General features: G+C 46.6%; 20 protein-coding genes and 1 tRNA gene. 5 read left to right on the top strand and 16 right to left on the bottom strand.

All coding sequences use genetic code 11. From position 1 onward, the window contains the following. Positions 1 to 224: 224 nt before the first annotated feature. From fba to murB, 9 genes are all read right to left on the bottom strand, one after another. A complete protein-coding gene (gene fba / locus B5F07_RS08875) occupies positions 225 to 1,088 on the bottom strand; it encodes a class II fructose-1,6-bisphosphate aldolase (RefSeq protein ID WP_087160928.1) in 864 nt (287 codons plus the stop codon). Between the two features lie 162 nt (positions 1,089 to 1,250). Beyond that, the gene (locus tag B5F07_RS08880) at positions 1,251 to 2,417 is read right to left on the bottom strand and encodes an ATP-binding protein (RefSeq protein WP_242972478.1); all 1,167 of its coding nucleotides are present in this window, start codon (positions 2,415 to 2,417) and stop codon (positions 1,251 to 1,253) included. Between the two features lie 57 nt (positions 2,418 to 2,474). Further along, positions 2,475 to 2,612 (bottom strand): AlbA family DNA-binding domain-containing protein, encoded by a 138-nt coding sequence (locus B5F07_RS23040; protein ID WP_242972479.1) that lies wholly within the window; start codon positions 2,610 to 2,612, stop codon positions 2,475 to 2,477. Between the two features lie 224 nt (positions 2,613 to 2,836). Continuing rightward, positions 2,837 to 2,908: transfer RNA gene (locus B5F07_RS08885), tRNA-Glu, on the bottom strand. Positions 2,909 to 3,021: 113 nt separating this feature from the next. Next, positions 3,022 to 3,957 (bottom strand): diacylglycerol/lipid kinase family protein, encoded by a 936-nt coding sequence (locus B5F07_RS08890; RefSeq protein WP_087160929.1) that lies wholly within the window; start codon positions 3,955 to 3,957, stop codon positions 3,022 to 3,024. Positions 3,958 to 4,088: 131 nt separating this feature from the next. Next, positions 4,089 to 4,346, bottom strand: coding sequence for an HPr family phosphocarrier protein (locus tag B5F07_RS08895; protein ID WP_087160930.1), 258 nt, complete (start codon positions 4,344 to 4,346; stop codon positions 4,089 to 4,091). Then, complete coding sequence (whiA, locus tag B5F07_RS08900; RefSeq protein WP_087160931.1) at positions 4,343 to 5,299, bottom strand: DNA-binding protein WhiA; 957 nt, start codon at positions 5,297 to 5,299, stop codon at positions 4,343 to 4,345. Before whiA ends, B5F07_RS08895 begins: the two co-directional genes overlap by 4 nt. Positions 5,300 to 5,305: 6 nt before the next feature. Next, the gene (gene rapZ / locus B5F07_RS08905) at positions 5,306 to 6,184 is read right to left on the bottom strand and encodes an RNase adapter RapZ (RefSeq protein WP_087160999.1); all 879 of its coding nucleotides are present in this window, start codon (positions 6,182 to 6,184) and stop codon (positions 5,306 to 5,308) included. Between the two features lie 48 nt (positions 6,185 to 6,232). Then, positions 6,233 to 7,153, bottom strand: coding sequence for a UDP-N-acetylmuramate dehydrogenase (gene murB, locus B5F07_RS08910; RefSeq protein WP_087160932.1), 921 nt, complete (start codon positions 7,151 to 7,153; stop codon positions 6,233 to 6,235). A gap of 192 nt (positions 7,154 to 7,345) precedes the next feature. Between murB and B5F07_RS08915 the strand changes: the two genes are divergently transcribed. Next, on the top strand, positions 7,346 to 8,704 hold the full coding sequence (locus B5F07_RS08915) for an HlyC/CorC family transporter (protein WP_087160933.1): 1,359 nt from the start codon (positions 7,346 to 7,348) through the stop codon (positions 8,702 to 8,704). Positions 8,705 to 8,862: 158 nt separating this feature from the next. Continuing rightward, positions 8,863 to 9,645: an N-acetylmuramoyl-L-alanine amidase gene (locus B5F07_RS08920; protein WP_087160934.1), complete on the top strand. Its 783-nt coding sequence runs from the start codon at positions 8,863 to 8,865 to the stop codon at positions 9,643 to 9,645. Positions 9,646 to 9,791: 146 nt separating this feature from the next. Here B5F07_RS08920 and glmM read toward each other — a convergent pair whose 3' ends face one another. Beyond that, positions 9,792 to 11,135 (bottom strand): phosphoglucosamine mutase, encoded by a 1,344-nt coding sequence (gene glmM, locus B5F07_RS08925; RefSeq protein WP_087160935.1) that lies wholly within the window; start codon positions 11,133 to 11,135, stop codon positions 9,792 to 9,794. 253 nt (positions 11,136 to 11,388) lie between these two features. Between glmM and B5F07_RS08930 the strand changes: the two genes are divergently transcribed. Continuing rightward, positions 11,389 to 12,192 (top strand): Cof-type HAD-IIB family hydrolase, encoded by an 804-nt coding sequence (locus tag B5F07_RS08930; protein ID WP_087160936.1) that lies wholly within the window; start codon positions 11,389 to 11,391, stop codon positions 12,190 to 12,192. Between the two features lie 237 nt (positions 12,193 to 12,429). Here the strand turns inward: B5F07_RS08930 and B5F07_RS08940 are convergent, their stop codons facing one another. After that, entirely contained in the window at positions 12,430 to 12,909 is a 480-nt protein-coding gene (locus tag B5F07_RS08940; RefSeq protein WP_162613087.1) for a glycoside hydrolase family 3 N-terminal domain-containing protein, read from the bottom strand. A gap of 52 nt (positions 12,910 to 12,961) precedes the next feature. On the opposite strand from B5F07_RS08940, the gene B5F07_RS08945 reads away from it, so the two are divergent. Then, positions 12,962 to 13,255 carry a helix-turn-helix transcriptional regulator gene (locus B5F07_RS08945; RefSeq protein ID WP_162613088.1) on the top strand — a complete coding sequence of 98 codons (294 nt, stop codon included), beginning with the start codon at positions 12,962 to 12,964 and terminating at the stop codon, positions 13,253 to 13,255. A 63-nt stretch (positions 13,256 to 13,318) separates the two neighbouring features. Here B5F07_RS08945 and B5F07_RS08950 read toward each other — a convergent pair whose 3' ends face one another. Then, positions 13,319 to 14,665, bottom strand: coding sequence for an MFS transporter (locus B5F07_RS08950; protein ID WP_162613089.1), 1,347 nt, complete (start codon positions 14,663 to 14,665; stop codon positions 13,319 to 13,321). 22 nt (positions 14,666 to 14,687) lie between these two features. Beyond that, positions 14,688 to 17,042, bottom strand: coding sequence for a beta-glucosidase (locus B5F07_RS08955; RefSeq protein WP_087160941.1), 2,355 nt, complete (start codon positions 17,040 to 17,042; stop codon positions 14,688 to 14,690). A gap of 232 nt (positions 17,043 to 17,274) precedes the next feature. On the opposite strand from B5F07_RS08955, the gene B5F07_RS08960 reads away from it, so the two are divergent. Continuing rightward, positions 17,275 to 18,339 carry a helix-turn-helix domain-containing protein gene (locus B5F07_RS08960; protein ID WP_087160942.1) on the top strand — a complete coding sequence of 355 codons (1,065 nt, stop codon included), beginning with the start codon at positions 17,275 to 17,277 and terminating at the stop codon, positions 18,337 to 18,339. A 25-nt stretch (positions 18,340 to 18,364) separates the two neighbouring features. Here B5F07_RS08960 and B5F07_RS08965 read toward each other — a convergent pair whose 3' ends face one another. From B5F07_RS08965 to spoIIR, 3 genes are read right to left on the bottom strand one after another with little or no spacing between them, the layout of a single operon-like run. Next, positions 18,365 to 19,117: an acyl-[acyl-carrier-protein] thioesterase gene (locus B5F07_RS08965; protein ID WP_087161000.1), complete on the bottom strand. Its 753-nt coding sequence runs from the start codon at positions 19,115 to 19,117 to the stop codon at positions 18,365 to 18,367. Between the two features lie 37 nt (positions 19,118 to 19,154). After that, positions 19,155 to 20,339 carry a cation diffusion facilitator family transporter gene (locus B5F07_RS08970; RefSeq protein WP_087160943.1) on the bottom strand — a complete coding sequence of 395 codons (1,185 nt, stop codon included), beginning with the start codon at positions 20,337 to 20,339 and terminating at the stop codon, positions 19,155 to 19,157. Between the two features lie 41 nt (positions 20,340 to 20,380). Then, on the bottom strand, positions 20,381 to 21,034 hold the full coding sequence (gene spoIIR / locus B5F07_RS08975; protein WP_204248833.1) for a stage II sporulation protein R: 654 nt from the start codon (positions 21,032 to 21,034) through the stop codon (positions 20,381 to 20,383). Positions 21,035 to 21,095: the final 61 nt, after the last annotated feature.

Consider the following 21,095-nt stretch of genomic DNA (forward strand, 5'->3'; position numbering starts at 1 on the left):
GGGAGTGGTCAACCCGCCATGGAGCGTCCCTTTTCCCCGCACTCCAGAAGAAGTATTCTGGAGGCATTTTCGCAGGAAACCATATAGGTTTCCTACGAAAAAAGGGCACTCCAAGCTATGTTGGAACGCCCTTGTTCTTGTCTACGTGTGACAGTATACCTCATTCATCCGAAAAAGGCAAGTCATTTTTTGCAAAAATTTATTTAGATTATGCTGAAAATTTTTCAGGCTTTTCCTACAGAACCGAACAGCTCCATCTTTTCTTTTACTGTAGCCATGATTGCATCTGTACCCGGTTTCAGAAGTTTACGCGGGTCATAGCCCTTGCCCTCGAGGTCTTTTCCTGCCTCGATATATTTTCTTGTCGCATCAGCAAAGGAGAGCTGGCACTCTGTATTTACGTTGATCTTTGCAACGCCGAGACTGATCGCTTTTTTGATCATGTCGTCCGGAATACCTGTACCGCCGTGAAGCACAAGCGGCATATCTCCCGTCAGCTGCTGGATTGCATCCAGAGTCTCAAAGCTTAATCCTTCCCAGTTTGCCGGATATTTTCCGTGAATGTTTCCGATACCTGCAGCCAGGAAATCGATTCCCAGGTCAGCGATCATCTTACACTCCTGCGGATCTGCGCACTCGCCTCTTCCGATAACACCGTCTTCCTCGCCGCCGATGGAACCAACCTCAGCCTCGATAGACATATTGTTGTCATGTGCGATCTTGACAAGCTCTTTTGTCTTCTCAACATTCTCCTCGATCGGATAATGAGATCCGTCAAACATAATGGATGAGAAACCTGCCTCTACACATTTCAGACATCCTTCATAGCTGCCGTGGTCCAGGTGAAGTGCAACCGGTACTGTGATGCCCAGTTCTTCCATCATTCCTTTTACCATGCCGACAACTGTCTTATATCCTGTCATGTATTTTCCTGCACCCTCGGATACGCCAAGGATAACCGGGGAATTGCACTCCTGTGCTGTTGTAAGGATTGCCTTCGTCCACTCCAGGTTGTTGATGTTGAACTGTCCTACTGCATAGTGGCCTGCTTTTGCTTTCTGAAGCATTTCCGTTGCTGATACTAACATAATTCTTTTCCTCCAATTCTGCTCCCCGCCGTCCCCAAACCAGACAGCAGTCGGGATCTTTTGAGTGTTTATAAACCCTTTTTTATTATAGCCTATCGGCTGTGAAAAGACAATCTTATTTTTCATCGCCCGCTGCAAACAGCGCCGCCCCCAAGCGCGCCGCTATTTCCGAATTACCCAGTATCCCGTTTTATTAGCTCCCCTTCTCTCAACTATTCCCATCTCTTTCAGTTCTTTTATAATCCGGTTAATCTTTCGGACACTATATCCAGTGCATTCGCTCATTGCTTTTATCGTAATATGGGGCATCTCAACCATTTTAGCAATAATATTTTTTCCCTCTTCGTCCAGACTATTTATTGTGCCATTTATTGTGCCATTTATTGTGCCATTTATTGTGCCATTTTTCCCCTTGCTTTCATTTTTTTCTATGCCATCAATGATATTTTTATCAGAAAACGGAAAAACAACTTTTATGAAATGATCTGATATCGTAAAAATATTCTTATCATAATATTTTAAAATACGACTCATTCCTGACCCAAGCTGCTCTACCAGTCCAACATCCTTGAACACTCTCATCAGCTCCCGATTTCTCGGCATGCTGCTGCAGCTAAAGAAATCTTCTTTACTCTGACCTGATATAAGCCCGCCATATGATGTAAATTCCATTCGATCACTAAAAATCTCAAAAACAGGTGGTATTTCTCTGGAAAAGTCGTTATGGACGATAGCGTTAATCAGTGCCTCCCTCAGCGGGACAGGTTCGACTAGATTCTTTTCTATTCTCTTGGTACTCGTTACCTTTGCTTTCGTAACGTTTTCAATTTTCATTTTCTCTAAGACCTGATTTGTCGCTTTAATTAAAGAACAATATCCATATTCCTCATTTTCGATCAAATCAACTTTATCTGTCCCGGCGTACTTAGCAACTTTAATGGACACACCGTTTTCATCTGCCAGCAAATATGCAATATAATTATACTGCCCATCGGGTGTAAGCAACTCAAGACTCTGAGCAAATCTATTATTTAATTCGAGTCCCCGTTCCTGATAATAAATTTTCAGCTGCGCGAAAGTTAAATCCTGTCTCGGAGCCGGAATATTACGTAATGTAGTGTGTATCCTTTTCGAATACAGTTCATCTATCAATGCAGTTGACATAGGCTGCGTGGAGGTTCCAATCCTCATAAAACATCCATTTGGGGACATGCCTTTATTTTTAATATAATATGGCTTTTCAAGACCGCTGGAAATAATAATTTTTGTTACAGATATCCCATCTACAACATCCGTAACGATATCAAAGAGACCTAACGTTGAAGGCAAAATATTATTCTTAATTCTGTCCGCAATTTTTAGCTGTAACGAATCTATATCTGGAAGTTACATTGGATTGCCATCATCGTCTACACCTATATAAAGAACTCCTCCTTCATGATTATTCAAAAAAGCTACTATTTCTTTTTCAAGCTTATCGTTTAGATCTGCTTTCAACTCTACCCGATTACTTTCCTGTAACATCTAATCCTCCTAACATTCAATACAAACCTGTAATAAATATGCCATTTCCTGATTTTTTCAGACAATCTCCGAGCAATCTGTTCTGAGTTACTTATGTATCACTCAATCTAATTTGTGTACCCTTATTCTAACATATCCCATTTTGGGTTTCCGAATCCTCCGAAAATACAGACTTTCAGCTAAAAAAATCTCCGCAGATCATTCTGCGGAGAATCCCAAAGCAGTGACTCCGAGGGGAATCGAACCCCTGATTCCAGCGTGAGAGGCTAGCGTCTTGACCGCTTGACCACGGAGCCTTATTCATATTCGCTGTTCAGCAGTGCCTCACAGCGAATATTACTATACCATATGATTTTTAAGATTGCAAGCTTTTTTTGAAAAATTTTTTAATATTTTTTCCGCCTGCCGTTTATTCCTCTTCCTGGTCCTCTTCCTCGCCTGAGAGCTCCCGGACTTTTTCATCTTTAACCATAATCTGAAGGGCCTGCTTTAAGTTCCGCACCACCACTTCATCATGAACGCCGCCGAATTCCCCGTCCAGTGTCCAGGGGATCTCTTCCACGGACTCAAAGCGAATCTTCTTCGTCTTAAAGGAATACATTCTCTCCGGGTTAATCTGGCGCATTACGATCGCCCCCAGAAGCTCGTTGAGTTCCATGGGGTTCTTCGGCGTCTTGATCAGAGTCACCTCGAACTCACCGTCATCGAAGATAACATTTTTTCCGATAATTCCCTTAAACCCTCCGACCGATCGGGAGTTCGTAACCATCCCGTACATGAACTCATCCTCGATCACTTCATCGTCGTGGGTTACCCTGATCTGATAAGACGGAATATTGAAAAGACGTTTCGTTCCCTCAAGCAGATACGCCAGGTGCCCCAGGATATTCTTCATGCTCTGCTTCGTCTCATAGGAAACATCCGTAAAAAGTCCGAATGCCGCAATATAAGCGAAATAGTCATTGTTGAACTTGCCCACATCACAGGCAAAGGGCGAGCCGTTTACCACCGTGTCCGCCGCTTCCAACAGATCCTTGGAAATATGCAGGCTGCTGGCGAAATCATTGGTTGTTCCTGCCGGAACATATCCGATCGGCGCCCGGTCCTTTCTCTGAAGCATCCCGGTCACAACCTCATCCAGGGTGCCGTCGCCTCCGCTGCAGACGACGATATCGTAATGTTCCGTGTACGTTCTCGCCTTGTGCATGGCGTCGTGATATCTCTGGGTCGGATAAACCGTCACCTCATAACCGCCCTTCACAAAGATGTCGATCACATCAGAAAGCTTCGGCTTAATGAGCCCCATACCGGAATTCGGATTATATATAAACAGCATCTTCTTCATTTCTGATCCGCTCCTTTCCGCAATATCCCCGCCCCAAGGATACTCAAAGGGGCTGCACAATATCTGCACAACCCCTCTTCTGCTATCACTTTATCTCAATCCCGGCAGATTCCATCCGCCGGACAGTACTCCTATTTTCTCTGGGCAAAAAAGGTCTTGATTCCCTCTGCCGCTTTCTTCTCATCCTCTCCGTCTGTTACAACCGTAATCTGATCGCCGCCCGAAAGGCTGAGGCTCATCATTCCCATAATACTTTTTGCGTTGATGTTTTTCTCACCAACCTGAATATACACCTTGCTGGCATATTGACTTGCTTCCTGAACCAGCAGCGCAATAGGCCGACCGTCGAAATCATTGTCCGTCCTAACTACAACAGATGTTTTTATCATAATATTCCTCCTTGTTCTCTTACCCTTTCCGCCATCTCGCTCAGCTTCCGCAGTCTGTGGTTAATACCGGATTTGCCAACCGGGGGGCTCAAGGACTCCCCGAGTTCTTTTAAGGTCGCATCTGGATTCGAGAGTCGGGCAAGAGCAGTCTCAACCAGATTCTCCGGCAGATTATCAAAGCCTATATGGTCTCTGAGATATGTAATATCTTCGACCTGTTTTACGGCTGCGGACACCGTCTTGTTAATGTTGGCAGTCTCGCAATTTACCTTTCTGTTTACAGAGTTTCTCATCTCCTTTAAAATTCTGACATTTTCCAGTTCCATCAGAGAGACGTGAGCCTCCATAATATTGAGGATATCTACTATCTGAGAGCCTTCCTTGAGATATACGACAAAGGACTTCTTGCGGGATACGATTTTGGCGTCCATCCCGAAGCTGCATATAACATCCCGGATCTTCTCCGCCATCTCCTCCACCGCGCATACAATCTCAAAATGATAAGATTTCTTCGGATCGCTCATGGACCCGGCGGCCAGAAACGCCCCCCTTATAAACGCCCTCCTGCAGCAAATCTGCTGTATTACAAGGGGACTGACCGGACAGATCTCATCCAGCGCCCGCGGATGCTCACCAATCATCTTTTCCGCCTGAAGAATACGCAGTGCATCTTCATGTTTTCTGACGACAACTGCATATGATACGCTTTCCTTTGCTACATTTCTCCTGACAGAGATATCAGTCTTTATATTAAATGTTTTTTCGATCAATGTAAAGACTTTTCTTGCAACAAGGAGATTTTCCGTATGAATTTTGATACTGTATCTGTCAAACCGGTTGATCACCACCGTACCGCACAGACCGATAAATGCAGCGAGTTCCGCTATTCCACAGTGCCTTGCCGGGCTGATATGCCCCGCCAGTTCTTCTTTTACTTTTCCGGAAAACGACATGCTCCATCACCTTCTCTTTGTAATAGCATCTTTCCCGATATCCCGGTGTTCAATGCGCACTCCGTAACTTTCCTCTTTTTCCAGAATCTGATAGAGCGCATTGGCAAGCGTCACCGACCGGTGTTTTCCCCCGGTGCATCCGATGGCGATCACAAGCTGGTTCTTTCCTTCCAGAATATAGTTCGGTATCAGGAAACCTACCATATCTTTCAGTTTTTCCAGAAAGATCCGCCCCTTATCGTTATCCATGACATAGTCCTGGACTTCCGGATCATTTCCCGTCTTCTCCCTCAGTCCTTCTATATAGTATGGGTTGGGCAGGAACCGGACGTCAAAGACCAGGTCTGCATCCTGAGGGATCCCGTATTTAAAGCCGAAAGACATCACGGTAATGAACAGGTTGCAGAAACTCTGTCCCTCCACGAAAATCTTCTCCAGTTCCAGGCGCAGCTCCCGGGTAAGCATTTTACTCGTATCCAGTATATACGTCGCCTTCATTTTGAGGAATGCAATCTTCTCCCGCTCTTTTGCGATACCGGTATCCACTCTGCCGGAGCCGCTTAAGGGGTGCTGTCTCCTCGTCTCTTTGTATCGCTTTACAAGCACTTCGTCGTTGGCGTCCAGAAACAGGATCTCATACTGGATGCCCGCCTGGTCCATCTCCTCAAGATTCTCTTTCAGTCCGGCGAAATCCTGTCCGCCGCGCACATCAATCCCAAGAGCCGTCTTTTTAATCTCCGTATCCGGCGTGTCAAACAGCTCCACAAACCGCGGCAAAAGCGGAATCGGCAGATTGTCCACGCAAAAATATCCCATATCCTCAAGCATCTTGAGCGCCGTTGACTTTCCGGCGCCCGACATTCCCGTAACGATAACCAAACGCATACCCAACTTCTCTCCTACTCTGAATCTCTTCTGTTCCGGCTGCATGCCCTAAAATTCTCCGATCCGTTTCACTTCCGGCTCCAGGCGCACGCCGAACTTTTCTTCCACCCGGTCCGCCACCTGATTCATCAGCTCCACCACTTCCGCAGCCGTGGCATTGCCCCGGTTGATCACAAATCCGCAGTGTTTCTCCGACACCTGGGCGTCCCCGATCCGGAATCCGCGGAGCCCGGCATCATCGATCAGCTTCCCTGCAAAATACCCTTCCGGACGCTTGAATGTACTTCCCGCGCTTCCGTACTCAAGGGGCTGCTTCTCTGTCCTTCTGCGGCGCAGATCATCCATCTTCTCCTTAATTTCCTCCCTGCTGCCTTTCTGCAGATGAAGGACCGCTCCCAGCGCCACATAATCATTTTTTGCGATCACACTGGTCCTGTATGCCATTCCCAGTTCAGCCACCGGAAGCGTGACAATCTCCCCCTCCGGGGTAAGCACGTCGGCGCTCTCCGTGACCATCTTCATCTCTCCGCCGTACGCCCCTGCATTCATCCGCAGGGCTCCCCCCATGGTCCCGGGGATGCCGGAGGCGAACTCCAGCCCCGTCAGAGATGCCTCGTACGCCGCTGCGGCCGCCTTGGAGAGCAGCGTCCCCGCCTGAACGTAAAGGCGCTCTCCCTCTGCATGCGCTCCGCTCATCCGGCGGAAAATCTGGATCACCACTCCGCGGACACCGCGGTCTCCCACCAGAAGGTTGCTTCCGTTTCCAATAATGTAATAAGGCACCGACTCCCTGCGGCACAGCCGGATAATCTCGAGAATCTCTTCGTTTCGGGACGGCATGACAAAGTAATCCGCCGGTCCGCCGATCCGGAACGTCGTATGCCGTGACATGGGTTCGTCGGCAAGCACACCGTCTTTTCCCACAATCTCTGAAAGTTCACTGAGCAGCTTTTCTCTATATAATTCCATTTATAAACTCCGTTTCATTTTTTTATTCATAATACAACAACCTTGCTTTAAAGTAAAGCAACTTGCAAAACCTTGCAAAAACGTGTATAATGTTCTGCGTATCTACACATTTCCGGCGTCATGCAGAAGTGCCGCTGGGAAATGTATTTGTAAAACCTGTATTCATTGTAAAAAAGGAGTGGAATTAAAACAGTGGACTCTGGTGACAGTTTTCAATTTATTATTCTTATTATTCTTCTGATGCTCTCGGCGTTTTTTTCATCTTCCGAGACAGCGCTTATGACGGTAAACAAGATCCGTCTCCGTTCTCTTGCCGATTCCGGAGACAAACGTGCCGCACTGGTTCTGGACGTTACGGAAAACCATACTTCCAAGATGCTCAGCGCGATACTGATCGGCAATAACATTGTCAATATCTCCGCATCTTCTCTCTCTGCCACGCTTGCCTATGCGTTTGGCGGGTACATGGTCAGCCTTGCAACTGCCGTACTCACCGTGGCAATCCTTGTATTCGGAGAAATCACACCCAAGAATTACGCTACAATCAATGCCGAGAAGATCGCGTTAAGATATATCCGCATCATCTATGTATTCATGACAGTCATGACCCCGGTTATCTTCATTATCAACCTGTTTTCAAGAGGAATCATGTTCCTTCTGCGCGTTGACCCCAACGCGACGAACAAGAGCATGACCGAGGATGAACTGCGGACCATCGTGGACGTCAGCCATGAGGACGGTGTGATCGAATCCGGGGAGAAAGAGCTGATCTACAATGTATTCGACTTCAACGATGCAAATGCCAAAGACATCATGGTGCCCCGGGTACATGTCACATTTGCAAATATAGACAATACTTACGACGAACTGATTGAGATTTTCCGGGAGGACAAATTCACCCGTCTCCCCGTATATGAGGACAGCCAGGACAACATTGTCGGCATTATCAACATGAAGGACCTCCTTCTTTACGACCGCAATGATCCCTTTGATCTGAGAAATTTCCTGCGCGAGCCTCATTTCACATACGAATACAAGAGCATCTCCGATCTTCTTGTGGAAATGCGGGAATCCACCTTCAACATCGCCATTGTTCTCGATGAATACGGCGAGATGGCCGGACTGATCACTCTGGAGGATATTCTTGAGGAGATCGTAGGCGAGATCCACGATGAATACGACGAGCAGGAGGATGAACTGGTACAGAAGATCGGCGAACGGGAATATGCTGTTGACGGCTCCATGAGCCTTGACGATGTAAACGACCGGCTCAACACGAATCTTGACTCGGAAGATTACGACTCTCTGGGCGGATTCATCATCGAGCACCTGGACCGGCTACCTGAGGCGGGCGATGAAGTCTGTACCGACGACGGAATCCGTCTTGTCGTGGACAGAATTGAAAAGAACCGGGTGGAAACCGTTCATGTCTATCTTCCCGAACAGACGGCAAATGAGGAAGAGGAAGACAAAGACAGCAGAAAGAAAAAGAAAGCCGGTTCCTCTGCCGAAGCTGAAAGTGACAAAGTCGTTTCCTCCGCGGAGGCGTAAGATGACGGCACGCCGGTAATGACTGTGCCGTATACAGGACAGATAAATACCGCTGCCGAATACCATTGCAGTAAAATGGTGACCGCATTTCTGCGGTCACCATTTTTTTGTCGGCGCATACTTTATTATAGAATAAACTGTAAAGGAAAATCCTCATTATGCCCTATTCTATCATGCTGGACGCCGGCCACGGCGGCCGGAATCCCGGTGCTGTCTACAATGGCAGGCAGGAAAAGGACGATGCGCTTGCGCTGACTCTTGCCGTAGGAGAAATTCTCCAGAACCGCGGGATTGACGTGGAGTACACCCGCACCACCGATGTCTATGAATCCCCCTATCAGAAAGCAATGGAAGCAAACGAGGCGGGAGTAGATTTCTTCATCTCCATCCACCGCAACTCTTATCCGACGGATAATACCGTTTCCGGCGTGGAATCGCTGGTTTACGATCTGTCGGGAATCAAAGTGGAGATGGCGGAGAACATAAACGAACAGCTGGAAGCCGTTGGTTTCGTCAATCTTGGCGTCAAGGCCCGCCCCGGGCTGGTAGTGCTCCGGCGTACTCAGATGCCTGCTGTTCTCGTGGAAGTCGGATTTATAAACTCCGACACAGACAACATGATTTTTGACAATAATTTCGATGACATCGCGCTTGCCATCGCCGAAGGGATCCTGGATACCCTGGGGATGAGCGGTAATCTTCCGAAAGACACCCCTGCCTCCTCTGTATCTTACACGGTACAGACCGGCCTCTTCCGCAATCAGGTCTATGCCAACCGCCTGCTCGATGAACTCCAGGAACAGGATTTCCCGGCGGCTGTGACTCAGGAGAACGGTCTCTACCGGATCACCGTCGGCAGCTTCCCCACCCTCGATGAAGCGGCGGAGATGGAGCGCCGCCTGAAAAGAGCCGGCTACCAGACACTTGTCATGAGCCGGTAACCTGTCATGAGCCGGCAACTTGCCATGAGCCGGTAACCTGTCATGAACCGGTAAAGCCGCATGCCCGGCACTTTCATAAAAAAAGATTCCCTTCACAAAGAGCTTTTCTGCTCTGTTTATGGAGGGAATCTTTTTTATAACTCTTTCTACACGGTCAGCCCTTCCGCCTCGATCACGCGGACCACGCTGTCCACATATTTCTCGCAGATCTCATCGGAAGCCGCTTCCACCATCACGCGGATCACCGGCTCCGTACCGCTCTCTCTCACGAGGATGCGGCCTTCTGTTCCCAGCTCTTCAGCAGCCTTTTTCACCGCCTCCTGAACCGCCGGATTCTCTTTTGCCGTCTTCTTATCCTTCACGCGCACATTTTTCAGAAGCTGCGGGTAGATCTTCACTTCATCTGCAAGCTTGCCCAGTGACTGCTTCTTCTCCAGGATCACTTCCATGATCATCAGGGAGGTCAGAATACCGTCGCCGGTTCTCGCATGTTTGCTGAAAATGATATGTCCGGACTGCTCGCCGCCCAGAACATAGCCGTTTTTCATCATATTTTCGTAAACATACTTGTCGCCTACTGCAGTCTGCTCATAACGCATGCCTGCCTTGTCGCATGCCTTGTAGAGTCCCAGGTTGGACATGATCGTGGTGACAATGGTATTATCCTTTAACCTGCCCTGCTCCATCAGGTATTTCCCGCAGATGTACATGATGCGGTCGCCGTCCACCACGTTGCCGTTCTCATCCACAGCGATACATCTGTCTGCATCTCCGTCATAGGCAAATCCTACATCCAGTTTTTTCTCTTTTACAAACTCCTGGAGCACATTGATGTGGGTGGAGCCGCAGTTGGTATTGATGTTCGTGCCGTCCGGCTCGTTGTTGATGACGTAAGTCTTTGCTCCGAGGGCATCAAACACACTCTTTGCAATGGAGAATGCGCTTCCGTTTGCACAGTCAAGACCGATCCGCATATCCTTGAAGGAACGAGTTGCCAGGGAGATCAGATGACCGATATAGCGGTTTCTTCCCGCCGCATAGTCGATGGTCCGTCCGATGTTCTCCTTTGTAGCAAGAGGCAGTTCTTCCGTCTCCCCGTCGATATACGCTTCAATCTTATCCTCAACCTCTGCCTCCATCTTGTGTCCGGCGCTGTTGATCACCTTGATTCCATTGTCATAGAACGGATTGTGGCTCGCGGAGATCATGATTCCGCAGTCAAAATCCTCTGTCCTGACCACATACGAAACACTGGGAGTCGTTGTCACATGGAGAAGATAGGCGTCTGCTCCTGATGCTGTCAGTCCCGCTGCCAGAGCGTACTCAAACATGTAGCTGCTTCTTCTTGTGTCTTTTCCGATCACGACTCTCGCCTTATGGTCCTGTCCGAAGTACCATCCGAGATAGCGTCCCACTTTGAAGGCATGCTCAACTGTCAGAACGACATTTGCCTCTCCGCGGAAGCCGTCTGTTCCAAAATATTTTCCCATAGTCGTCTTCCTCTTGTATTCTTAATTTTAATTTATGTGAAAAAGCGGACGTTCATATCCGTTCCCAACACATTTTTTATTATATTACCATTACAAAAGAGTTACAAGTATTTCTTTTTTGTTACAAGTCCCGCTTTACGCTCCGGCTATTTTGGGATATACTTGTCTCGCGGGGATTCCCTGCACAGAAGAAACGAAAACGAAGAAAAGAGAACGAAAAAAGAGAACTGTATTTTTCGGGGAGGATTTCTATATGATCAAACTGATTGCAAGCGACCTGGACGGCACACTTCTCCAGGGAGGCGCGCAGGAGCTCGGTTCCCGCGCGGTTCAGCTCATACATGAACTTACGCAGAAAGGGATTCACTTTGTCGCGGCGAGCGGCAGGCAGTACAGCAATGAGCGCCGGCTTTTCGCGCCCATCCGGGACGAGATTTCCTACATCGCGGAGAATGGCTCCATCTGCATCCACAACGGACAAGTCATCTCCCGCACAGTCATCGAGGACGGACTGGCAAGACGGATCATCCGGGAGATCAAGAAAGAAGCGAATTTCGAGCTTCTCGTATCCCGGGAGGACGCCTGTCTGATTGAGGACAAAAACCCCGCATTCACCAACCACATTCTAAATGTGGTAAAAAACAAAACGATTATCGTCGATGACCTTCTCGAAGCAGAAGGCCCGTTCCTGAAAATCGCCATCTGCAACATGACAGACGGTCCCCACATCATCGACAAATACCTGAAACACCTGCAGGATCTCTTCGGCTCCGAGCTCAAAGTCGTGACATCCGGGAACATCTGGATCGATTTCATCGCCCCGGGCACGAACAAAGGTGCCGCGCTGAAACACCTGCTTGATCTCTTCCACGTAAAGCCCGAGGAATGCATGGCCTTCGGGGATCAGTACAACGACGTGGAGATGCTGGAACTTGTGGGCACCAGCTACGCCATGGCGAATGCGGCTCCGGGGATCTCCTACCACACCACTTACGTCACAGACTCTGTCGAAGATGTACTTGAGGACGTACTTGCAGGGGCTGACGTAGCACATTAGCACGTCAGCCCCCTGTTTCTTTCAGCAAATCGCTTCCTGCCACTCTGCGAAAAACTTTCCAGGTGGAGAGAGATATCGTGTCCCCCCTGAAACATCAGAAACATCGTCGTATATCCGGCAACCAGAGAAGAACAGAACAGGCGTGCAGTATTCCCTGCGTAATACCAGTATTTTTCAGTTCTGCTCATCTACCAGTCCGGATGTTTATTCATTCCTTTTTCTCTCATATTTATCTCACTATTCATTCTGAATCACTCTTGAGAGGCTTTTTGACATGGCCAGAACTCTCCCCGCACAGAGTTCCAGATCACTCCGGTCAATCCAACCTGTAGCAAGTCCGTCCAGAATCTGCTCCACATCCTTTTTGTTTCCCGGCATTATTATGTCGTTTCCCACCCGTATACTCATGTCCGAGCTGCTTGCGCCATGTCTTCCCATATTGAATGCATCCCCGGTCGTCCCCCAGTCGGTCATGACAAATCCCTGGAATCCCCATTCACCGCGCAACACATCATCGAGAATGTCTTTCCTGTTCGCGGTATGAATTCCGTTGAGCAGATTGTAGGAAGTCATAACGGATCCGGGTGCGGATTCCTTAACATAAATCCCAAATTCCTTCAGATAGATCTCCCTCAACGCACGTTCGGAAACAATGCTGTTGGAACCGAAACGGTTGGTCTCCTGCTTGTTGCAGCAGAAATAGAACTCTCGTGACACCGTGAAATTTCTGTACGCCGGTACAAAATCGGAACTCTGGATGTTGGACATCATGAATTATATATTTGAAAACTATCAAAACATAACTCTCCGCAGGATTGCCCGGCACTTCGGCTACAGCGAGCCTTATCTGTGCAGTTTCTTTCAGGAGGAAACTCACTCCACTTTCTCCAAGATTATCCGGGACTTCAGAATAAAACAGGCGGAAAAACTGCTGCAGACCACCGACTTGAAACTCAATGAAATCTGTGATTCCATCGACTATTCCGATGTAACGCACTTCATTCGTGATTTCAAAAAACAATATGGGAGCACACCGATAAAATACAGGAAACAGTTTTCATAAAAAGGATCCCTGTGAAGTGCAGACTCTTTCATAGTTTGTCTACTTCGCAGGAATCCTTTTTAATCATCGCTTTAACTTTTTATCTATATCCCAACGGGACATGGCAATAATACACAAAATACACATAACTATCGGCAAACCGTAAACCAGTACAATTTCAGCGGTTTGAACTGTAGCCGGCTGTACATCCAGCACACCGTCATATCCTCCGAGTGCAAGCCCCCACCCCAGTGCCGCTGAGGCAAGTCCGGTTCCCACCTTTATACCTACGCTATTCGCAGAAGTCACCAGACCTTCATACCGCTGGTTCGTCTGCATTTCAAGCAAATCCACAATATCCGGTGCAAATGTAAAAATTCCCGCCACATACGGTGCCAGTCCTATTCCTGTGATCACAGTAGCAACCAGAACCATTTTAAGCTGTGTTGCCCCAATAATACCGACAATGCATCCCACAATGTAAATAACTGCACTGAATATTAAAGTCTTTCTTTTTCCAAATTTTGCAAAAAGCTTTGGTGCGAGAGAAATACCTATAATTGTAGCAAATACACTCACCACAGCAACAAGACTATACAGATCCGCATTTCCCAAAACGTCACGTGTATAATAGACATGTGTAGCTAATACCAATCCATTTAAAATATATGTACATATAAATACAACAATAGAAATATAAAAGTATTTTGTATGAAGCAGAACATCTATTCCTTTTTTCAAATCAGCTTTTGGCACATCACTTTTTTCAGTCTCATCATAACAGGAAATTTTTTCTTTTACTACAAAAAATGTTATAGACTGCAAAAACAGGCAGGCAAGACTGAATATCAGTGATGTTATCGTCCATGCATGCTGCACTTTTGAACCGCCATTTCCGTTTAATATCAATGGAGTTAAGACGGATAAAATCAAGCCTGCCAAAAATGCAAAAATTCCGCGAACCGAGCTTACCTTGTTACGATCTGCAGGATTCAGACTAAAGCGTGACAACATAGCGTGGTATGATAAATTATTAATTGTATAAATCACCACTGTAAGCAGAAAATAGGTGATCACAATCCAAGTTAATTTTCCTCCGTTCGACAATCCCGACGGAACATTATATACCAACAGCTGAATAACTACTAATGGTATAATACTTCCCCCAAACCACGGTCTTGCTTTTCCTATTTTTGTATGCGTTTTTTCTATCAAGACTCCAAAAATAATATCACTGATTCCATCAGCCACACGAAGTACCAACATAATAGTTCCTATTACTCCGGCCGCCATCAGAACGCTATCCGTATAATACAGTGTCAGCCACGAAGAGCAGAAAGTCCATACAAAATTAGATCCCAGATCCCCCAATGCATATGCAAGCTTTTCCCCACCGCTTGTTACCCCATAATGTCTTTCTTTTTTTGACATCTTCATTCCTCCTATTATTTATTTAACATTTTTCAAATTCTTCCATAATCTGTCCGTATTTTTCTTTCACAACTTTTTCGCTCCATCCTTTCTTTTTCAAAACCCCTTGAATTTCCGTACCATTCCACAATTCCTCAAAAGATTTATCAGGAGCAAAGTCCAGTGCGACATGTGCAAGAATACGAATATCATCCTCCATTATATGATTCATGATTTCCACTGCTCTTGAATCTTTAACCAGTTCTCCAATAGACGTTCTTCCAGAAAATCCAAAAGGATTTCTGCACAACACATTGACTTTCCTGCATTCGACAATATTCTTTGATGAAGTTCCAATCATAATTTCATATTCACCGGGCTGTGTGATCCACTCGCCCCATTCCATATAATATCCTGCAAGATCTTCTTTCGTAATTTGGACGGTAATAGTTCTTTCCTCTCCCGGCTCCAAAAAGACCTTACAAAAGCCTTTTAATTCCTTCTCCGGGCGGTCAAATACACATTCCTCCTCATGAACATAAACCTGAACCACCTCACTTCCTGACATAGTCCCTGTATTTTTGATGGCAATCTGCACAGAAATAGCATTTTCTTCCACATTAACATTTTCCGGCACCTTTACATCTGTAACATTAAAGGTTGTATAGCTCAGTCCATAACCGAATGGATAAAAAGGTTCAATATGCCGTGCATCGTACCAACGATAACCCACATATATTCCTTCTCCGTACCATACCTCCTTATTTTCACCTCCGAAATTCTTAAAAGCAGGAGTATCATACTCATGTTTCGGCCATGTCAGCGCCAGTTTTCCAGATGGATTAAACAGTCCCATAATCGCATCCATCACTATTTTTCCTCCTCGAATTCCCGTCAGGAACGGGCAAAGGATAGCGTTTACTCTATCAACATATTCTCCCAGGTTAATAGGTCCGGTTGCATTAACTACCAAAATAACTTTGCCATCTGCCTGTTCAGCCTCAAAGATTGCTTTTTCCAGAGCTTTTCTGTCATCTTCGTCCATATTCATATGTTCCCGGTCTGCCCCTTCTCTGCCATCAGCACCAACCACAACAATCCAGATTTTTGTCTGTTCTGTCGCTTTCTCAAATGAAACATGTTCCACTCCCAACATTTCTATGGCCCGTTCATAGGGAGAAGTAGCCAGATCCGTTTCTACATTGCTGCTTCCCGCCGGACAGATTGTCATATTCCTGCTCCTTTTCCCATAAAAGACTATATCCACATCTTTTCTTAATGGTAATGTGCCATCGTTTTTCAACAGAACCATGCTTTCTCGCAATACATTTTCCATCGCCTCAAAAGATTCGCTTTGATTCAAACTATGATATTGTCTCCTCATCGCTGTTGAGTCCACAATCACATTCAATATATTCCGAACCGCATTATTCAGTTTTTCCATTGGAAGTCTGCCTTCCTCCACAGCCTGAACAATACACTGAATACCACGCGGTCCCGGCATAGTCAAATCATTTCCTGCCAATATAGCAGAAATCTGATCATAAGCCGCACCCCAGTCAGAAACAACAACACCTTGAAAATTCCATTCATTTCTGAGTACATCTGTCAACAACCATTCATTCATAGCACATGGGCTTCCGTTAACTTTGTTGTAGGCAGACATGACCGTCTTACATCCCGCTTCTATACAGGCGCGAAATCCAGGAAAATATATTTCCCTTAATGCACGTTCAGGGATATGCTCCTCTACCCCCATTCTGTCCTTTTCCTGATTATTGGCCGCAAAATGTTTCACACATGCAACCACTCCTTCCTCCTGAATTCCTTTAACCATTGCCGCTCCAAGTTTGGACACCAGATAGGGATCCTCTGTAAAGTTTTCTCCCAGGCGCCCGCATAAAGGGTCTCTCTGAATATTTACATTTGGTCCGAGGATCATATCAATCCCATAACTGCTCATTTCTTTAGCCAGTGCGCGTCCACATGCTTCAACAACATCCGGATTCCAGGTAGATCCTAATGCAATTCCCGGTGGATAGCAGCCGTACTCTTTCATTCCTTCTGCTTCACCGTTCTTCTCTTTCTCTATCTGCATTTTCATCATGGTTCCGAGAGCAAGAAGAAGTCCTCCCATATACCCATTCTTTTCTCGGTCCAGTGGATGCCCGGCACTATCTGCATCCGCGGCAAGTTTCTGGTATATTTTTTCTCCCGTATATTCCATGGAATTAAGTCCATTGCAGCTGTCAATCATATACATTGCCGGAATACCATATTCTGGCATTGCTTCTGTGTGAAATGGAGAGCCACCAATTACCATACGCGCTTTCTCTTCTAATGTCATTTCGGAAATTATCTGTTTCACCGACTCACGATCTGTTAGTTTTGCAGACATATAAATACCTCCCTGTTATTATTAATATGCTCATACTGATGTATGACAATCACCTCTGTTTTTTATTTTAAAACGTGTTTCTGTTCCCCAACAATAACATCGACCGTTCTTTCACCTCATATTCTGTTTCATATTTCGACATCTATGTTTATTTTTAATTTGGGAAATGTTATGATAGAGAAAATATATAGTCCATAAAGATAATCAAATATCTAAGAAGGAGGCATCAGATATGAAGCTCAATCCTGAAATACACAGCAAAAACAGTAACATTAATCAGTTTTTCTCTTTCCATAATTCTCCAGATTCAGAGATTATTTTTCAGAACAGCACTGCTCCATTTATGCTCAATATAATGAACTGCCAGCCTCATACTGCCAATCCTGTAATAATGTCAACTTTGCTGCCCGGGGCTCAGTTTAATTATTCTATCAATACCGAAATGAAAGAGCAAAGGAAAAGCGGTATGCATCAACATAACTATTTTGAATTCATGTATATTCTAAAAGGGAGTATGTACCAGATCGTAGAAAAAAAGCGCTATTTTTATTCAACAGGAAGCTGCTGTCTCTTAAATCGCAATACACTTCATACCGAAGAATATTCCTCAGATTATGTCTGTATTTTCTTCACAGTATCCACAGATTTCATATCACGGTTGACCAATTACGGATATTCACTGCTTTTTCCGGAAGAACTCATGTTTGTTGATAATATTATTCTCAACTTTCTGAAAGATAATTTAGAATCGGAACATAAAAATACAAAAGACTTTCTGGATTTTGTACCCAAAATCACAGAAACAGAACAAAAACGCATCGTACATGACATATTTGAACAAATGATAACCACTATACTGAACCCCTTCTATGGAGCAACTTACCAGCTTCAGGTCCTGTTTTGTAAATTAATTTTCATTTTGTCCAATACCCGGTATTATAATATAGAATATATCACCGCCAATACCAGAAGCAATTCCTTTCTTCTCGCCCGCATTGACCAGCTTTTATCAGAAAGGAATGGCAGGATCACCAATAGCGAACTGGCTCAGATACTGAACTATGACGGCTCTTATATTGGAAGAATTGTAAAAAAATCGACCGGGAAAAGCTTGTTTGAATACAGCATGGATTTTACGATGACCGCTGCCGAATCAATGCTTCGCAACACTGAAATGAGTATAGCCCGGATTGCAGAAGAACTTCGCTTTACAAACCGGGCACATTTTTATAAAATTTTTCAACAACATTTCCACATGACTCCAAAACAATACCGTGAAAATCTTGTTCAAAAGTAATTACATCCTTCAAAAGCCACCCGGGTCATCGGATCTCGATCACCGCATAGGGCTTTCCGCCTTCATCGCAGAGCTCCACGACCGTCCGTTCCGTCTCCGCCGACATCCTGGGATATATGATATCCCCAAGCACGGCAGACTTCTTGTAGTCCACGCGGAGCTGATGCACCGTTGTCTCCGCAGGGAGGAACTCTAGCGCCATCTGTACGTACTGACAGTTGTTCACATGCTCATTGGTGTCGATATGGTATCTTCTCACCGGGAAAGGTTCGTAGTCCTCACAAGAATCCGGCATGGCAATCTTCCTGCCCTCGTAAGGCATGTCCAGCGGCTCATGGACGCCGTAGGGATCGATGTGCTCCGCTTCCGGACGGACCGGACGCCCCTTCTTAAGATCCATAAACGCCCAGAGAGAATTGGCGCATGCCACCATTTCTCCATTTCCGTCCTTCATATAAAAGTTTCTCTTGCCGTAGAGCCCTTTGAATTCCGTGGCAAAAGTCCCTGTTGTTATCGTTTCCCCCAACTTCGGATACCGGCTGACAATCACCTGCCAGTAAGTCAGCACCCACGCCTTTTTGTCCTGTTTCAGCCTCTCCATTCCCAGTCCCACCGCCTCCGAGTGAAACGTACTGCAGTCCTGGAAATAGTTGATCAGCGCCGGCAGGGTCATGGTCCCGTGATGATCGATCTCGCTGTAGCGAACCCTGCCGGGAAATTCATATCCGTTTTCCGGCGCACGCTGTCCTTCTTCCGTCTCTGTCCGTCCCTTCTGCATCTCTGCTTTTTCCATCTGTACTCGCTCCATCTGTGCCTCAGTCCTCCTGTTTTGCCACATAGTCGTAATCCACCGTAATCACGCATTCATACCGCGGATCCAGTTCTTTCAGACGTTCCTTCAGTTTCAGGGGAAGTTCCTTTCTCTTCTCTTCGTCATATTCAATCGGAATCACCATATCAAAGATCAGATTGGACTGTTCCTCCCCGCGCACCACACGGAAATCATGAATGCTGCACGCCGGGTCCATCTCCTTAAGAATCTCCTCCGTCTTCCTGCGGATATTCAGGACTCTCTCATCCTTCATCTCCACCGGATCCATATGGATCACCAGGAAGATCCCGAGCTTCTTCCCCGCATCCCGCTCGATCCGGTCTATGATCTCATGGGACTGTTCGATATCCACGTCATTGGGGACTTCCGCATGGATGGACGCCATGCTCCGCCCGGGTCCGTAATTATGTACAATCAGATCATGGGTTCCCTCGATCCCGTCATAGCTTTCCACAAATGTCTTGATCTTCTCGTAGACCTCCGGATCGATAGCCTCTCCGATCAGCGGCTCCAGTGTATCTTTCGCGATTCCGACACCTGCCCACATGACAACAAGGGCCACACCGACGCCTACAATGCCGTCGATATTAATCCCCGTAACAGCAAAGAACAGGATCGACAGTATCGTGGCTCCCGTCGTGATCACATCTCCCATGGAATCGGTAAATACCGCCATCATCACTTTGGAGTCAATCTTCTCCCCGAGTTTCCGGTTAAACATTCCCATCCAGAGCTTCACGGCAATGGAAAGCAGAAGGATCACCACCGAGACCGCCTGAAAATTCAGGTCTTCCGGCTCCCGGATCCGTCCGATGGAATCCTTCAGGAATGTAAATCCTACTTCCAGTACAAGAAACGATACAACCAGAGCGGCGATATATTCGATTCGCCCATGCCCGAAAGGATGGTCTTTATCCGCAGGTTTCTCCGCCATCTTCACCCCTACAAAACTGATAATGGACGAACCTGCATCCGAAAGATTATTGAACGCATCCGCAGTGACGGATACACTGTGTATGACAAGCCCGATGATAAACTTTGCTGCAAACAGAAAAATATTACAGCAGATTCCCACAATACTTGCCAGGACACCGTAAGCCGTCCTCACGGACACTTTTTCCACATCCTGATAGTCTTTTATAAAATGTCTTACAAGAAATTCCGTCATGATCTGCCCCTTTTCTTTCCCGCAGCCTCAGCTGCTGTATTCTATTTCCAGAAAAACCAGCGTATCTCAAAGTCCGACACAGCGGTCACCTGGGAATATTCTTCTTCTGTCAAAACGTTTTTGAGTTTCTGCTTCCCCTCATCCGGCACAACGGCATTCACCGTGTCCAGGAAACACAGATTCGGATAGAGGACACACCACCAGTTCTGTCCCTGTGCCGCCCCGATTTCCACACGGAGCGCCTCATAGTTGCCCGCCGGAAATGTCACGTCCCCGTATGTCTTATCCGGGAAAAAGCAGGTTGTCACCGCCGCACTGACCGGATAGTCGTACCCGGCTTCCCTCACTGTATTCCCGGCTGTCTGCTCAATCTTTGCAGTATGCCGCCGGATCCAGTCCGTAGTCTCCGCCACATCTGCCCCCTCCGGCATCTCCCTCTCCAGATAATCGAGCACCGCATCCCGAACCTCCAGTTTCAGCGCCTGGTCCTCGCTGCTGTCGCTGTTTGCCAGAACATGAAAACGCAGGACCTCCCCGGCAAGATGCTGCTGCAGCTCACTCTGCGCCTTCACATCCGTCTGCCAGACTGCCAGTCCCGTCACCAGCGATGCGAACAGCACTGCCATCAGAAAGATCAGCTTCTCCGCATGCCTCCGGATAAATGTCCCGTTGTTCCTGTCATATATGCCATTCATATGTATCCCTCCATACTTCATGATTCTGTTTCATATATGAAGTATGGCCGGGAACGGCAGG

It is taken from the genome of Lachnoclostridium sp. An169 (assembly GCF_002160525.1).
Classification (GTDB): Bacteria; Bacillota; Clostridia; order Lachnospirales; family Lachnospiraceae; genus Mediterraneibacter; species Mediterraneibacter cottocaccae.